Genomic DNA, 16,622 nt, shown 5'->3' on the forward strand with positions numbered 1-16,622 from the left:
AACTTAAATCTATATCTTAATAATATTGAGAGCCTGAAAGCTTCAGGCTCTCGATTCTAGCAAGCTAGATTATTTTACAACTAGGTCGCCGAAGTAAGGCATAACCATTGGGTTTACTACGTCTGCTGCACCTACGTTAGATTTCGCGCCCCACGCTTCACTTTGCCAGTGTAGAGGTACGAATACTGCGTCATTGTAAAGTGTTGCTTCAACGCCTTTCAGCATCTTAGAACGCTTAACAGGGTCAGTTTCAGTGTTAGAAGCTTCTACAATCGCATCCATTTCTGGGTTTGAGTAACCAGAACAGTTGTATTGACCACGGCCAGTCTCTTCGTTACGAGTCATCGTTAGGAACTCGTTGAAGTTAGCTGAATCTTCTGTATCTGAGTGCCAGCCGATCATCATCATGTCTGCTGAACATAGGTCAAACTCAGGCCAGTACTGTGCTTTAGGCATCGTCTTAAGATCAACTTTGATACCAATCTTAGACAGCATTGCCGCAGACGCTTGCGCTACTTTCGCATCGTTCACGTAACGGTTGTTAGGCGCTGCCATAGTTAGTGTAAAGCCATCTTCGTAGCCCGCTTCTTTCATCAGCTCTTTCGCTTTTTTCAGATCGTAACGAGGAACTAGATCTTCGTTGTGACCCGCGTAGCCTGTTGGGCTTTGCTGACCAGCAGCTGTCGCGAAACCTTTCATGATTTTCTTAACAATACCTTCATTGTTAATCGCATGAACGATTGCTTGACGAACGCGCACATCTTTCAGTGCTTCGTTGCTGTTTTGGTTCATTTGGAACGTAATGATACGAGTACCAGGTAGCGTTACTAGATCGATGTTCTTAGCGTTTTTAACACGCTTGTGATCATTTGGTGCTACTGGGTGAATCATATCCACGTCACCAGAAAGAAGTGCTGCTACACGCGTTGCATCTTCTTTGATTGGCACAAGTGTTAGCTTGTCTACGTTACCTTCAGTTTCTGTGTCCCAGTAATCGTTGAAACGCTCGAACGTTACTTTAACGCCTTGCTCACGTTGAGTTACGATGAATGGGCCAGTACCTGAAACGTTAGTCGAAGCGAACGAGTTACCGTGCTTAACTAGCTCAGATTTATCATTACCTTCCGCTGTTTGACCAGAGTAAAACTTGCTGTCCATTGGGAAGATGTAAGTTGCTGTTTGTAGTACTAGTGGGTAAGCCGCTTTTGATACTAGCTCAACTGTGTAGTCATCCACTTTTACCATTTTTTCGTATGGCGTGAAGATAGACTTAAAGTCTGGAGAAGCTTGTAGACGTTCAAAAGTCCACACAACATCATCAGCAGTCAGTTCGTTACCAGAGTGGAATTTCACACCTTTACGTAGGTTAAAACGGAAAGTCGTATCATCAACACGCTCCCAGCTAGATGCTAGGCGGCCTTCAAAATCCATCTCTTGAGTGAAACGTACTAGAGGGTCAAACACCATGTGAGACATTTGCAGTGTGCCACCAGACAGCTGCTCGTGCGGGTCAAGTGATACCGGGTCAGCTGCGTAGCCAACGGTAATATCTGCTGCTGCTGCACTAAAGCTTAGGCCAGCTGCCATTAAAGCTACTGCTAATTTGCTTTTCATGGTTTTCATTGCATAACTCCTTCATGCGGGAATCCAGATCCCTAGTTGTTGTATTTGCGTCTGTTTATTGTTTTTAGCAAGCCAAACTCCAGCCTGCTGATTTTTATATCGCGGCTTTTGCCACTGCTTTTTCTTCTCTTAAACCCGTAAATTCAGGCATTAAAGAAATTAGGTGTTTGCTGTATTCATGCTGAGGCGATTGGAACAACTGCTCTGTTGGCGCTACTTCCAATAGCTCTCCCATTTGCATCACACCAACACGATCACACATTTGACGAATAACCGGTAAATCGTGACTGATGAACAGCATGGTTAGGTTGAGCTCGTCTTGTAAGTCTTTTAATAGATTAAGAATCTGAGCCTGTACCGACACATCCAGCGCCGACGTAGGTTCATCACAAATCAGAAGACGTGGGCGAGTTGCCAAGGCGCGAGCGATAGAAATACGCTGACGTTGGCCACCTGAGAATTCGTGTGGGTATTTAACTCCAGCCATCTTGCCTAAACCAACGTGCTCTAGCAGGTCGTGAACGATCTGACGAGTTTCATTCTCGTTGCGCGTAAGCTTATGGAATCGGATAGGTTCAGCAATGATGTCGAAGATCTTCATTCGAGGGTTCATTGATGTGTATGGGTTTTGGAACACCATCTGCATTTGGCGACGCATTGGGCGACGCTCTTTCTCAGACTTAAGCCCAGTAAGGTCAATACCTTCAAAGGTCACTTTGCCTGAGTTGGGTGCGTACAAGCCAGCAATCACACGAGCAATCGTTGATTTACCCGAACCAGATTCACCCACAAGACCAAAAGTTTCACCTTCGTGTACTTCAAAGCTCACATTGTTTGACGCCTGAACGTACTCACGACGACTCTCAAAGAAAGAATCCTTGGTGGTAAAGCGTAAGTTGACGTTTTCAACATTCAACAACGGGCCAGTGTAATCACGGTGATCTTGGCTTTGACCTAACCAGTGGTTTTTCACATCAAGTGGTTCCATCTCGTGCGCTTCTTCGATGTAGCTCACAAGAGGGAAACGATCGAGTTTACGATCTGAACGCGGAACCGCTGAGATAAGACTGTGCGTGTAAGGGTGTTCAGGAGTACCAAGGACTTTCGCCGTCGGGCCAAACTCAACTAAATCACCACGATACATAACCGCTACGCGATCGGTAACGTTAGATACGACACCCATGTCGTGCGTGACCAACATACAACCTACGTTCTTCTTAATACATAGGTCGCGAATTAAACCCAAAATCTGGTCTTGGATAGACACATCCAGTGCGGTTGTTGGTTCATCTGCGATGATTAAGTCAGGTTCACCTGCCAATGCGATCGCGATAACAACACGCTGACGCATACCGCCAGAGAATTGGTGTGGGTACTGCTTTAAACGGTTTTCTGGTTGCGGAATACCAACTTGGTTCATCAAGTCTAATGAGCGTTGGTAAGCTTCTTGATCCGAAACCTTCATGTTGGCATGAATCGTTTCTTTTAACTGCTGCTCTACTGTGAATAGAGGGTTAAGAGAAGTCATTGGGTCTTGGAAGATAAAACCAATCTTTGAGCCGCGAACAGAACGCATCTGTTCAGGAGATAGGCCAGAGACTTTTTCGCCATCCAAAAATACCTCGCCGCTAGCAATGCGACCAGGAGGGCTCAGTAGATCGATCACAGCATTGCCTACTGTTGATTTACCGGCACCAGACTCCCCTACAACGCCAACAATCTCACCACGTTCAATGTTGAACGAAAGCGATTTTACTGCTGCGTGAACTCCATGACGAGATGGGTATTCGATACGAAGATTTTTTACTTCTAAAAGTGACATTACCAGACCTCTACTGCTTTGGCAGCTCTCTGCCCTGTCTGCAAAATTGAATCCATTCTTACCAGAATATTGTTCTGATATTTTATACGGTTGACAATTTGGCAAATAATTCACAGAAAAGCAACAAAAATAGGATAAAAAGTCGACATTAAACGCTTAACAAGCAAAAGCACCACATAACTATTCACCCAGAGAGCATATAGTAATAAAAATCAACATTCTATTGTCGATAATAAATACTCACAAACCCCTTACTACCACTTACTTGTAGAGTTAAACCTATGGTTAAAAGCAGATCTCACTACCAGTCAATAAAAACAAATAATTATTCCAAAAAACAATTAACACTATAGAAACAAACGCTAATTTTTATCATTTAAGCAAACAAAACAACCAGATGAAGGCATATTGGCCATATATATTACCCCTCACATCATTTCAGCGAATACCAACCAGTGAAACGAAAGACTTACTAAAATGGAGACGATTTTGAGCGACTTGATGTAAAGAAAACTGTCAAATACAGACCTTAGGGAACATATTTAGCGTCAAATTTCACTTTTCATAGAAATCTTTAGACCAAACCTATTAATTTGTCGAATGATTGGCGGTGAATTTTATATAAAATTAGATATCGATCAGCTCATTTAATAAAGCAGACACCTCTAGAAAGGCGCGATAATCTAGAAAAAAGGCAAGAGATCGCCTTATATAGAATATGGATTTTACCAAGGCTACATCAAGCAAGGCGTTGAAATATTTAGGCTCTCAGTATTCAAAATCAAGAATAACTGAAACGACAGATGTCAAAAATCCCAACCTTTCGACTGAAATCTCTATTGTGGTAAATAAAGAGAGATTCGGCGCGGAAGCGCTTCCTGCGGCCTGACGAACCACCGAGCTGGCGATCTATCAGCTTGGCGGCAAGTCCACGGCCTTCTGGTCCCAAATTAAATAAATCCCAGATGCAAAAAAGCCCCAGTATTTCGACTGAGGCTTCTTAATGTAGTCGGTGAAGAGAGATTCTTTGAACATCAGACGAACCCCACTAGGGTTCCAGCCTAGTGATCTACAGATGAAAAAAAGCTCATCATTTCTGATGAGCTTTCTTAAAGGTGGTCGGTAAAGAAGGATTTGATGCGACTGGGCTTCCAGCCCCCGAATACACCATTATCTTTTCTCCAGATAGAAAAAAAGCTCATCATTTCTGATGAGCTTTCTTAAGGTGGTCGGTGAAGAGGGATTTGATCGGACTGGCGATCCAGCCCACGACCCTCTGGTCTCAAATTATCTAAATTCCAGGCGTAAAAAAGCCCCGTCATTTCTGACGAGGCTTCTTAAGGTGGTCGGTGAAGAGGGATTCGAACCCCCGACCCTCTGGTCCCAAACCAGATGCGCTACCAAGCTGCGCTATTCACCGAGACGTTTTGTTTGATTTCTCAAACTGGGAACTTCAAAGAAGCTACCAAAATTAATGGGGTGGCTAACGAGATTCGAACTCGCGACCACCGGAATCACAATCCAGGGCTCTACCAACTGAGCTATAGCCACCACTAATTTTTTATATAACCGCTTAAAAGCGATTATTGAAATAGTGGTCGGTGAAGAGGGATTCGAACCCCCGACCCTCTGGTCCCAAACCAGATGCGCTACCAAGCTGCGCTATTCACCGACTAATTTTGTATCGATTCTTGGGAATAATGAATCAACACTGGAAGCCGAAGCTACCGATATTTTGTAAAGAAAGAATGGGGTGGCTAACGAGATTCGAACTCGCGACCACCGGAATCACAATCCAGGGCTCTACCAACTGAGCTATAGCCACCATTATTTCTTTTTTGCCAATTTCTCACTTACCGAAGTAAGAGACCGGATGGCGCGCCTGAAAGGATTCGAACCTTCGGCCTTTGGCTCCGGAGGCCAACGCTCTATCCAGCTGAGCTACAGGCGCATGCCCTGTCGGCGGAGTGGAATAATACGTATATCACCCAATGCCGTCTAGTACTTTTTTAACTTTTTTTTCTGTTTGGTCTCTTTTTCGACAGTTAATATGTGATAAACCCCTTATTTGAGTACTACAACCCGCCACAGCTTATAAGTTGTTGTTTATTGCAACAACTTATCGGGATATAATCACCCATTATTTACATTGGTTTAACAGTTGCTCTTTGCTGGTTAAGCCAAAACACCCTCCAACACTATAAATTGGTAAGCACGTACTTACCTTGGGAATGTAAAGTGAGTTTAATGGATATGTCTCGTCGAATTTTAAGCGTTGTCATCGCAGTTTTAACCTTTTCAACTGGCGCAATGGCTTCAGGCCTTAGCGAAGCAGAGCAAGATGCAATTGCTGAACGCATCAAACCAGTTGGTCAAGTTTACCTAGTCGGCAGCGAACCAGTAGCCGCAGAACCAACAGGCCCTCGTGATGGCGCAACAGTTTACGGTACCTTTTGTATCGCTTGTCACGCATCTGGCGTAAGTGGCGCACCTAAAACAGGTGATGCTGGTGATTGGGGACCTCGTATTGCTCAAGGTCGCGATATCCTAGCTAACCACGCAATCAACGGCTTTAATGCAATGCCAGCGAAAGGTTCATGTATGGACTGCTCAGACGACGAAATCAAAGATGCTATCGAGCACATGATTGCTGGTCTGTAATTTACCGATCTGTAATTAAAAATACCCAATTCAAAAAAGGTGACCCTATGGTCACCTTTTTATTTGTCTCTATTTAATGCTTTCAGAACCAGACGCTACTTTTTGTTGAACATCGCACGAATATTAGCAATGTGTGCCTGTCCTTTTTCCATTCTTTCTTCAGCGGATTGTGGTTTCTTAACGCTTTCCCACTCCACATCATCATGCGGCAACTCGTCAAGGAAGCGGCTTTGTGTTGGCTTAATCAATTCACCGTACTGACGACGTTCACGACACTTAGTAAAAGTCAGCTCTTTCTGCGCTCGCGTAATCCCTACGTACATAAGACGACGCTCTTCTTCTACATTACCTTCATCAACACTGGTTTGGTGTGGCAAGATGCCCTCTTCGGCCCCCATCAAGAATACATACGGAAACTCTAGGCCTTTCGAAGCGTGCAATGTCATTAGTTGAACTTGGTCTGCATCGTCATTATCTTCCCCGCGCTCCATCATGTCGCGTAAAGTTAAACGTTGAACAACCTCTCGTAGCGTCTTCTCTTCTTTATCATAGTTGTCACCTTCGAGGTCGGCCACAATCCAGCTATAAAGATCAGACACGTTCTTCATTCGCATCTCTGCGGCCTTCGGGCTTGGAGAGGTTTCGTAGAGCCAATCTTCGTAATTAATGTCACGAACCAAAGAGCGAACCGCCTCAACTGTATTACCACGTTCAGCATTATCTGAAATTCGAACAATCCAATCGCCGAAGCGACGCAGGTTTTCTAAACCTCGCCCAGTCAATGTTTGTTCCAATCCCATCTCAAAGCTTGCTTCATACAGGCTCTTACCACGCATGTTGGCGTAACTGCCTAGCTTCTCTAAAGTCACCGGGCCAATCTCACGACGTGGCGTATTCACAATACGCAGGAAGGCGTTGTCATCATCAGGGTTCACCAACACACGTAGGTAAGCCATGATGTCTTTAATCTCAGCTCTAGCAAAGAAAGAGGTACCGCCAGAGATCTTGTAAGGTACACGGTTCTGCATCAGGGCTTTTTCAATCAAGCGCGACTGGTGATTACCTCGGTAAAGCACTGCGTAATCTTTGTATTCTGTGCGATTCAAAAACTTGTGAGCGATGATCTCACCGGTAATACGCTCTGCTTCATGCTCTTCATTCTTAGCATTTAATACCTTGAGCTTTTCACCATCCGGGATCTCAGAGAACAGTGACTTCTCATAGACGTGCGGGTTGTTGGCAATCAAGATATTCGCTGCTCGCAAGATGCGACTGGTCGAGCGGTAGTTTTGCTCTAGTTTGATCAAACGTAGGTTCGGGTAATCCTCACCTAGCAGAACCAAGTTTTGTGGTTTTGCGCCACGCCATGAGTAAATAGATTGGTCATCATCACCTACGACCGTCAAACGACCACGTTCTCCCACCAATAAACGAACCAACTCATATTGGCTGGTGTTGGTATCTTGATACTCATCGACCAGTAAATAGCGAATGCGAGACTGCCAGCGCTCACGGACTTCTTGATTGGTTTTCAGTAACAATACCGGCATCGCAATCAGATCATCAAAATCGAGCGCGTTATAGGCCTTCATCTGTTTCTGATACATCTCAAAACAGAATGCAAAAAGCTGTTCTTGTTCGCCTTGAGCTCTTGCTTTCGCTTGATCTGGCGTCAGCATGTCATTCTTCCAATTTGAGATTGTACTCATCAAAGAACGCAGCAGATCCTTATCACCATCGATCTGTGTTTCGGTTAGTTCTTTAAGTAGAGCTAACTGATCTTGGTCATCAAACAGCGAGAAGCCCGCTTTAAGGCCCAGAGCTTTGTACTCGCGGCGAATGATAGTTAGCCCCATGGTATGAAAGGTAGAAACGATCAACCCTTTCGATTCATTTTTCCCTAAGCTCTGCCCTACACGCTCTTTCATCTCACGTGCCGCTTTATTGGTAAAGGTTACCGCTGCAATATTACGAGCCTTGTAGCCACACTCTTGAACCAAGTAAGCAATCTTGTTGGTGATAACACGTGTTTTACCCGACCCAGCGCCCGCTAATACTAAGCAGGGGCCAGAAACATACTTCACGGCTTCATCTTGTCTTGGGTTCAGTCTCATTTGATTCTCAATTTGGTCTAGAGGGGCGAATTCAATTGCGCGCCTATAATAATGCTGCAATAGCACGAATGCTACGTTCTCTTATACAAGATTTTTACGGCGTTTGTGTAAAACTTTGTTGCACATGTGTATGGTTCTTGGGCTATAATGAATGAACGTTCATTCATTGGTGATTGAAAGATGACAACTCATGCACCTCAGGATAAACGCCAACAAATACTTTCTGCCGCTGAAAAGCTAATTGCAGAGGTCGGTTTTCAAGGCCTTTCAATGCAAAAATTAGCAAAAGAAGCAGGAGTGGCTGCAGGCACTATCTACCGCTACTTCGACGATAAAGACCACTTGATCGATGATGTTCGAGTGCTCGTGACTCAACGGGTAGCAGATGCTGTTCAAGAAGGGGTTAATGATTCGGATCCAATTAAGCAACGCTATCGTACTATGTGGTTAAACATATGGAACTTAGCAGGAACGAACTTAGCCGCGATAAAAAATCGGGTTCAGTATGACTCTCTACCCATCAAAAATAGCCTCAACTTCAGGGAACTAGAACGTGAAATGTTTGCCCAAGTTGAGCTGTTATTTAATGAAGGTAAAGAGCAAGGACTGTTTAAACCACTTAATAACGAAGTATTAGGTGGCTTGAGCTTAGCGGCTAGCGTATCTCTAGCGCGAAAGCATTCTTTAGGATTTTACCAACTCGACGAGGCAGAACTAGAATCTGCAATAGAAGCCAGTTGGGATGCAATAATTAAACACTAGATCGGAGTTTTGACCATAATGAAAAAGTGGACTTTCTTCATGTTACTCATCGCTGTACTTCTTTTCGGCAGCGTTATTGGGTTCAACATGTTCAAACAACAAAAAATTGCTGAGTATATGGCCAACCGCCCTGAACCAGAGTTTCCAGTAACGGTTACTGAAGTTCAGCCGATCGACTGGGTTCCAGTAATTGAAGCTATCGGCTTCATCGAACCTAACCAAGGTGTCACGCTAGCGAATGAAACCAGCGGTGTTATTGACCAAATCTCCTTTGGTTCTGGTACTGATGTTAAAAATGACCAACTTCTTGTTCGCCTTGATTCTGGCGTAGAAAAGGCAAATCTAAAGAGTTCTGAAGCTCGCCTGCCTGCGGCAAAAGCAAAATACAAACGCTACCAAGGCCTGTATAAGAAAGGTTCTATTTCAAAAGAAGCATACGATGAAGCAGAAGCAAACTACTACTCTCTATCTGCTGATATTGAAAGCCTAAAAGCATCTATCGAACGCCGTGAAATTCGTGCTCCTTTCGATGGCAAAGTGGGTATTCGTAACGTGTACCTAGGTCAATACCTGCAATCAGGTACAGATATCGTTCGTTTAGAAGATACCAGCGTGATGCGCCTACGCTTTACTGTATCTCAAACAGATATCTCTCGTATCAATGTTGGTCAGGCTATCGACATCTTTGTTGATGCTTACCCGGAGAAACCGTTTGAAGGCTCTATCAGTGCCATTGAACCAGCGGTAAGTATCCAAAGTGGTCTTATTCAAGTTCAAGCGGATATTCCAAACAATGATGGCCAACTTCGTAGCGGCATGTTCGCTCGCGCTAACATCATTCTGCCTAAGCTAGAGAACCAAGTAACCTTGCCTCAAACAGCGATTACTTTCACTTTATATGGTGACAATGTTTACATCCTTACGGAAGAAGACGGCGTTCAACGTGTTGCTCAACATGTTGTAAAAGTAGGTGAGCGTACAGCTGAGATCGCACACATCCTTGAAGGCGTTAAAGCCGGTGATACAGTTGTAACTTCTGGCCAAGTACGTCTAAGTAACGGTGCCAAAGTTAAGGTTGTTGAAAGTGATGCAATCACTCCACCATCTGAAACACCTAAGCTGTAACTGGAGGCACAATGCGCTTTACTGATGTTTTTATTAAACGTCCAGTTCTAGCGGTATCCATCAGCTTTTTGATTGCTCTGCTTGGCTTACAAGCAATCTTCAAAATGCAGGTGCGTGAATACCCTGAAATGACGAATACCGTCGTAACCGTAACCACGAGTTACTACGGTGCAAGTGCCGATCTTATCCAAGGCTTTATCACCCAGCCCCTCGAACAGGCTGTGGCTCAAGCGGATAATATCGACTATATGACTTCTTCTTCTGTACTTGGTAGTTCTACGATTACCGTAAACATGAAGCTGAACACCGACCCGAATGCGGCGTTGTCAGACATACTGGCCAAGACAAACTCGGTACGGTCTCAGCTTCCTAAAGAAGCCGAAGATCCAACCGTAACTATGTCTACGGGTTCAACGACAGCGGTACTCTACATTGGCTTTACCAGTGACGAGTTGGTGTCGAGCCAAATTACTGATTATCTAGAGCGTGTAATCAACCCGCAGCTATTTACGGTAAATGGTGTATCCAAAGTTGACCTATATGGTGGTATGAAATACGCACTGCGCGTATGGCTAGACCCATCAAAAATGGCGGCGGTTAGCCTAACTGCATCTGATGTGATGACGGTACTGAACGCTAACAACTACCAATCAGCGACAGGTCAAGCGACCGGTGAGTTCGTGCTTTACAACGGCAGTGCAGATACTCAGGTATCAAACACTGAAGAATTAGAAAACCTAGTAGTGAAGAGCGGTGAAGGTGAGATCATTCGCCTATCCGACATCGCTAAGGTTTCGCTAGAGAAAAGCCACGACATTTACCGCGCAAGTGCTAATGGTCAAGAAGCGGTTGTTGCAGCTATTAACGCGGCACCAAGTGCTAACCCAATCAACATCGCTGCAGATGTACTTGAGCTTCTTCCTCAACTAGAGAAGAACCTACCAAGCAACATCTCTATGAATGTAATGTACGATTCAACCATTGCGATTAACGAATCAATTCAAGAGGTTATTAAGACCATCCTTGAAGCAGCATTAATCGTATTGATCGTAATTACCTTGTTCTTAGGTTCATTCCGAGCGGTACTGATCCCTATCGTGACTATTCCACTGTCTTTGATTGGTGTGGCAATGGTGATGCAGGCAATGGGCTTCTCTTGGAACCTGATGACACTACTGGCAATGGTACTCGCCATCGGCCTGGTAGTAGATGATGCAATCGTAGTACTAGAGAACGTCGACCGGCATATCAAGCTCGGGGAATCCCCTTTCCGAGCAGCAATTATCGGTACTCGTGAAATTGCGATCCCTGTTATTGCAATGACATTAACGCTAGGTGCGGTATACGCTCCAATCGCGATGATGGGTGGTATCACAGGCTCGCTATTTAAAGAGTTTGCGTTAACCCTAGCTGGTTCAGTTTTTGTTTCGGGTATCGTGGCACTAACGCTATCGCCAATGATGTGTTCAAAAATGCTAAAAGCTCACGCTGAGCCGAGCAAGTTTGAGCAGAAAGTTCACAGCGTGCTGGATGGCATGACTAACCGTTACGAGCGTATGCTTGGTGCGGTAATGCAACATCGTCCAGTATTTATTGGTTTTGCTATCATCGTATTTGCAAGTTTGCCGTTGTTGTTCAAGTTCATCCCTAGTGAGTTAGCACCTTCAGAAGATAAAGGTGTAATCATGTTGATGGGTACAGCACCGTCGAATGCGAACTTAGACTTCATGCAAAACACCATGAACGACGTAAACAAGATTCTGTCTGATCAGCCAGAAGTAGCTTACGCGCAAGTATTTACAGGTGTGCCTAATGCAAACCAAGCTTTTGGTATCGCATCTATGGTTCCATGGAGTGAGCGTGAAGCAAGCCAGTCTGAAGTAGCAAACCGCGTTGGTAATTTGGTGAAAGACGTTCCAGGAATGGCGGTAACTGCATTCCAAATGCCAGAACTACCAGGTGCCGGTTCAGGTCTTCCAATTCAGTTTGTTATTACAACGCCAAACAGTTTTGAAAGCTTGTTCCAAATCACCACAGACATTCTGGCTGATGTCTCTTCAAATCCACTGTTCGTGTATTCAGATCTCGACCTGAACTACGACTCAGCAACCATGAAGATCAACATTGATAAGGATAAAGCGGGCGCATACGGCGTGACCATGCAAGATATCGGTATCACACTCGGTACCATGATGTCAGATGGCTACGTAAACCGTATCGACTTGAATGGCCGTTCTTACGAGGTCATTCCTCAAGTTGAACGTAAATTCCGTTTGAACCCAGAGTCAATGAACAACTACTACGTACGTGCCGCTGATGGTAACGCCGTTCCTCTAGGCAGTTTGATTACGATTGATGTTGTGGCAGAGCCTCGCTCTCTTCCTCACTTCAACCAATTGAACTCGGCTACGATTGGTGCGGTACCGGCTCCAGGCGCTGCAATGGGTGATGCAATTGCGTGGTTTGAAGACACAGCTGCCAATAAGCTTCCAAGTGGCTATAACCATGACTACATGGGTGAAGCACGCCAATACGTAACAGAAGGTAGCGCACTTTACGCGACCTTTGGTTTAGCGTTGGCTATCATCTTCTTGGTATTGGCGATTCAGTTTGAATCTCTAAAAGATCCACTGGTTATCATGGTATCTGTACCACTGGCGATTTGTGGTGCCCTAATAGCTCTAGCTTGGGGTGCGGCAACGATGAACATCTACTCGCAAGTTGGTTTGATCACCTTGGTCGGCCTGATTACCAAGCACGGTATCTTGATCTGTGAGGTAGCAAAAGAAGAACAGCTACACAATCACAAGACTCGTATTGAAGCGGTAATGGAAGCGGCGAAGGTTCGTCTTCGTCCAATCCTGATGACAACGGCTGCGATGATCGCGGGTCTAATCCCACTGATGTACGCAAGTGGTGCGGGTGCAGCTCAGCGTTTCAGTATTGGTATCGTAATCGTTGCAGGTCTAGCGATTGGTACTATCTTCACGCTATTTGTACTGCCTGTGATTTACAGCTACTTGGCTGAAAAACACAAACCTCTGCCTGTATTTGTTGAAGACAAAGACCTAGAAAAGCTAGCTCGCGTCGATGAAGCAAAAGCAGCGCACAGAGAATTAGCTGATAATAAGTAATCACTAAGTCGTAATAACAATAAAAAGGCTACTTCGGTGGCCTTTTTTTGTACGCCATAGGCGACATCTCAAGTGTGATTAAATAGAATAGTGATAAATATTCAGGAGTTTTAATTGATATGTTTGATCCAAAAAAACTAGAGCAGATTGCTAAGCAGATCCACGATTCTATGCCTCAACCAGTAAAAGAGCTTGGTTCAGACGTAGATCAAAAAGTTCGTCAGGTTATCCAAGGCCAACTGAACAAGCTAGACGTTGTAAGCCGTGAAGAATTTGATGTTCAAACACAAGTACTACTGCGCACTCGCCAAAAGCTGACTGAAATGGAACAAAAGCTAACGGACTTAGAAGCAAAGATTGCCGACAAGTAAGCGTAAAGCAAGAAAACTGAAAGGGTTGGTGTGAAAGCACCAACCCTTTTGTATTTCTGAAGATCAATCAAGAACTAAAAGTCGACGAAGACTGATCAAACAATGTTCATTTGATTGATTTTTAAGACTTTGTTACTAAAAGCAAAAAGGCTTGGTCAACGGCGACCAAGCCTTTTTATTAGATGTTGTGTTGCTTATTTATAACTCCAACCTGTAAGGAGTTAGTGATACTGCTTCGCTTTTTCTGCAAATTTATCAGTATCTAAGCGACTAATTAACCGCCTACAGCGATACGCTTCATGTCGCTCATGTAGCTACGTAGCTCTTCACCAATGTACTCTACAGGGTGGTTACGGATAGCTTCGTTTACTTCAATTAGCTTCGCGTTATCTACTTGGTTAGATGTTTCACCTAGACCGCGACCGATTACGTCAGTTGCAACTGAAGGCATGAACTGCTCGCGTAGTAGTGGTGTTGCTACGTTTGCGAATAGGTAGTTACCGTACTCAGCTGTATCAGAGATTACAACGTTCATTTCGTAAAGACGCTTACGAGCAACTGTGTTTGCGATTAGTGGAAGTTCATGTAGAGACTCGTAGTAAGCAGACTCATCGATGATGCCAGATGCTGTCATAGCTTCGAATGCTAGCTCAACACCAGCACGAACCATAGCAACCATTAGGATACCGTTATCGAAGTACTCTTGCTCTGAGATTTCTACGTCAGAAGTTGGGTAGTTTTCGAATGCAGTTTCACCTGTCTCTTCACGCCAGCCTAGTAGGTTCACGTCATCGTTCGCCCAGTCAGCCATCATAGTGCTAGAGAAGTGGCCAGAGATGATGTCATCCATGTGCTTGTTGTAAAGCGGACGCATTAGATCTTTTAGCTCTTCAGAAAGCTCAAACGCTTTAACTTTAGCTGGGTTAGATAGACGGTCCATCATATGAGTTACGCCACCGAACTTAAGTGCTTCAGTGATCGTTTCCCAACCATATTGTAGAAGTTTACCTGCATAACCTGGTTCAATACCGTCAGCAATCATCTTCTCGTAAGATACGATAGAACCCGCTTGAAGCATGCCACAAAGAATAGTTTGCTCACCCATAAGGTCAGATTTAACTTCAGCTACGAAAGAAGACTCTAGGCAACCTGCACGGTGACCGCCAGTACCAGCAGCCCAAGCTTTAGCGATATCCCAACCTTCGCCTTTAGGGTCATTTTCTGGGTGAACAGCGATCAGTGTTGGTACACCGAAGCCACGCTTGTACTCTTCACGTACTTCAGAACCAGGACACTTAGGCGCAACCATAACAACCGTAAGGTCAGAACGTAATTGCATGCCTTCTTCAACAACGTTAAAGCCATGAGAATAACCAAGAGCAGCGCCTTGCTTCATTAGAGGCATTACTGTTTCAACAACGTTTGTATGTTGCTTGTCTGGAGTAAGGTTGATAACTAGATCTGCTTGAGGGATTAGCGTTTCGTAACTACCCACAACAAAGCCGTTTTCATCAGCGTTTTTGAATGATTGACGCTTTTCATCAATTGCCGCTTGGCGTAGAGCGTAAGATACGTCTAAGCCAGAATCACGCATGTTCAGACCTTGGTTTAGGCCTTGAGCACCACAACCAACAATTACGATTTTCTTACCTTCAAGATATTCAGCTTCTGTCGTGAATTCTTCACGATCCATGAAGCGGCAACGACCCAATTGGTCAAGTTGTTCACGAAGGTTTAATGTATTGAAATAGTTAGCCATTCTAGGGCACTCCTTTAAAAATAAGTCCGTAAGGTCGATATCTCTCTATCGAATGACTTCATACTAAAACAGACACTCCGTTGCTGAAAGTGATATATTCACAATTAGTTATTGCAATAAATGCAACATGGAAACGATCGCAAAACATGAACATAAAATCTCTACAATTATTTATACATTTATGTGATAGCAAAAGTTTCAGCAAAACCGCTGCTGCTATGCACGTCAGTCCTTCAGCACTTAGTCGTCAGGTACAAAAGCTTGAAGAAGAAACGGGGCAAGAATTGCTTATCAGAGATAACCGCAGTGTTGATCTCACTCCAGCAGGAAAGCACCTATTGCCAGTAGCATTAAGCATCGTTGGAGAGTGGCAGCAATACAATCTTCACCTGAAAGGTGGTGAGCAAGAACTTAAAGGTGAAATTCGCATATTTTGCTCGGTAACGGCTAGTTACAGCCACCTACCTGAGCTCATAACAGAATTCAGAGCTATTCATCCGTACATTGAATTTAAGCTCTCTACAGGCGATCCGGCTCAATCTATCGACAAAATTTTAAATGATGAAGCAGATATCGCTATCTCAGCGAAGCCAGACATTCTTCCCTCAAGATTAGAGTTCGAAACCATCAGCGATATACCACTGTCAGTCATCATCCCATCCGGTGTGAGTAGTTTTAGCCAGCAGCTGCAATCAGATAAACCAAACTGGAATGAAGTACCTTTTATCATCCCAGAAGCAGGTACTGCACGAGAACGTGCGAACGCGTGGTTCAAAAAGATGAAGATAAAGCCCAACATTTACGCTCAGGTATCAGGTCATGAAGCGATCGTAAGTATGGTTGCTCTTGGTTGTGGGGTTGGTATCGCGCCAGACGTTGTAATCAACAACAGCCCTGTGAGAGATAAAGTCGACCGCTTAAAAATAGAGCCCATCAATCCGTTTGAATTGGGAGTGTGCTGTAAGCGATCGCAGCTAGAAAATCCGTTAATTAGAGCATTTTGGCAGGTCGCTGAAGGTAAATACCTCCAAGACTAGTTATCTATAAGTGATAACAAGCCGGTGTGGAGTCACAGATAAAGAGCACGTTAGTGCTCTTTTTTGTTTTTCTAAACGACAAATATGAAAAAAGCCCGCTGATTTCTCAGCGGGCTTTTCAATGGTGGTGGAGGGATAGGGATTTGAACCCTAGAACCGCTATTAACGGTTGCCGGTTTTCAAGACCGGTGCTTTCGACCACTCAGCCATCCCT

General features: G+C 44.4%; 10 protein-coding genes and 5 tRNA genes. 6 read left to right on the forward strand and 9 right to left on the reverse strand.

What is annotated here, in order from left to right; all coding sequences use genetic code 11:
* Positions 1–69: 69 nt before the first annotated feature.
* The 7 genes from L3V33_RS17675 to L3V33_RS17705 form a co-directional block, all read right to left on the reverse strand.
* Positions 70–1,623 (reverse strand): ABC transporter substrate-binding protein, encoded by a 1,554-nt coding sequence (locus L3V33_RS17675; protein WP_054548018.1) that lies wholly within the window; start codon positions 1,621–1,623, stop codon positions 70–72.
* Between the two features lie 94 nt (positions 1,624–1,717).
* Entirely contained in the window at positions 1,718–3,445 is a 1,728-nt protein-coding gene (locus L3V33_RS17680; protein ID WP_004735537.1) for an ABC transporter ATP-binding protein, read from the reverse strand.
* A gap of 1,343 nt (positions 3,446–4,788) precedes the next feature.
* Positions 4,789–4,865, reverse strand: a tRNA-Pro gene (locus L3V33_RS17685).
* Positions 4,866–4,920: 55 nt separating this feature from the next.
* Positions 4,921–4,996 (reverse strand) — tRNA-His (locus L3V33_RS17690).
* A 44-nt stretch (positions 4,997–5,040) separates the two neighbouring features.
* Positions 5,041–5,117: transfer RNA gene (locus tag L3V33_RS17695), tRNA-Pro, on the reverse strand.
* 77 nt (positions 5,118–5,194) lie between these two features.
* Positions 5,195–5,270 (reverse strand) — tRNA-His (locus L3V33_RS17700).
* A 49-nt stretch (positions 5,271–5,319) separates the two neighbouring features.
* Positions 5,320–5,396, reverse strand: a tRNA-Arg gene (locus tag L3V33_RS17705).
* 296 nt (positions 5,397–5,692) lie between these two features.
* On the opposite strand from L3V33_RS17705, the gene L3V33_RS17710 reads away from it, so the two are divergent.
* Positions 5,693–6,106: a cytochrome c5 family protein gene (locus L3V33_RS17710; protein ID WP_054548019.1), complete on the forward strand. Its 414-nt coding sequence runs from the start codon at positions 5,693–5,695 to the stop codon at positions 6,104–6,106.
* 95 nt (positions 6,107–6,201) lie between these two features.
* Here the strand turns inward: L3V33_RS17710 and rep are convergent, their stop codons facing one another.
* On the reverse strand, positions 6,202–8,220 hold the full coding sequence (rep, locus tag L3V33_RS17715) for a DNA helicase Rep (protein ID WP_017076483.1): 2,019 nt from the start codon (positions 8,218–8,220) through the stop codon (positions 6,202–6,204).
* A 180-nt stretch (positions 8,221–8,400) separates the two neighbouring features.
* On the opposite strand from rep, the gene L3V33_RS17720 reads away from it, so the two are divergent.
* From L3V33_RS17720 to L3V33_RS17735, 4 genes are all read left to right on the forward strand, one after another.
* Positions 8,401–8,982: a TetR/AcrR family transcriptional regulator gene (locus L3V33_RS17720; protein WP_017076482.1), complete on the forward strand. Its 582-nt coding sequence runs from the start codon at positions 8,401–8,403 to the stop codon at positions 8,980–8,982.
* 18 nt (positions 8,983–9,000) lie between these two features.
* On the forward strand, positions 9,001–10,107 hold the full coding sequence (locus L3V33_RS17725) for an efflux RND transporter periplasmic adaptor subunit (protein WP_065207387.1): 1,107 nt from the start codon (positions 9,001–9,003) through the stop codon (positions 10,105–10,107).
* Positions 10,108–10,118: 11 nt separating this feature from the next.
* The gene (locus tag L3V33_RS17730; protein ID WP_054548022.1) at positions 10,119–13,241 is read left to right on the forward strand and encodes a multidrug efflux RND transporter permease subunit; all 3,123 of its coding nucleotides are present in this window, start codon (positions 10,119–10,121) and stop codon (positions 13,239–13,241) included.
* A gap of 119 nt (positions 13,242–13,360) precedes the next feature.
* On the forward strand, positions 13,361–13,612 hold the full coding sequence (locus L3V33_RS17735; RefSeq protein ID WP_004735787.1) for an accessory factor UbiK family protein: 252 nt from the start codon (positions 13,361–13,363) through the stop codon (positions 13,610–13,612).
* A gap of 274 nt (positions 13,613–13,886) precedes the next feature.
* Here L3V33_RS17735 and ilvC read toward each other — a convergent pair whose 3' ends face one another.
* Complete coding sequence (ilvC, locus tag L3V33_RS17740; RefSeq protein WP_054548023.1) at positions 13,887–15,371, reverse strand: ketol-acid reductoisomerase; 1,485 nt, start codon at positions 15,369–15,371, stop codon at positions 13,887–13,889.
* Positions 15,372–15,517: 146 nt separating this feature from the next.
* On the opposite strand from ilvC, the gene ilvY reads away from it, so the two are divergent.
* A complete protein-coding gene (gene ilvY / locus L3V33_RS17745) occupies positions 15,518–16,408 on the forward strand; it encodes an HTH-type transcriptional activator IlvY (protein WP_114634160.1) in 891 nt (296 codons plus the stop codon).
* Positions 16,409–16,622 lie beyond the last annotated feature (214 nt).

Origin of the sequence: Vibrio sp. A2-1 (genome assembly GCF_021728355.1) — a bacterium.
In the GTDB taxonomy this organism is placed as follows: Bacteria; Pseudomonadota; Gammaproteobacteria; order Enterobacterales; family Vibrionaceae; genus Vibrio; species Vibrio splendidus_K.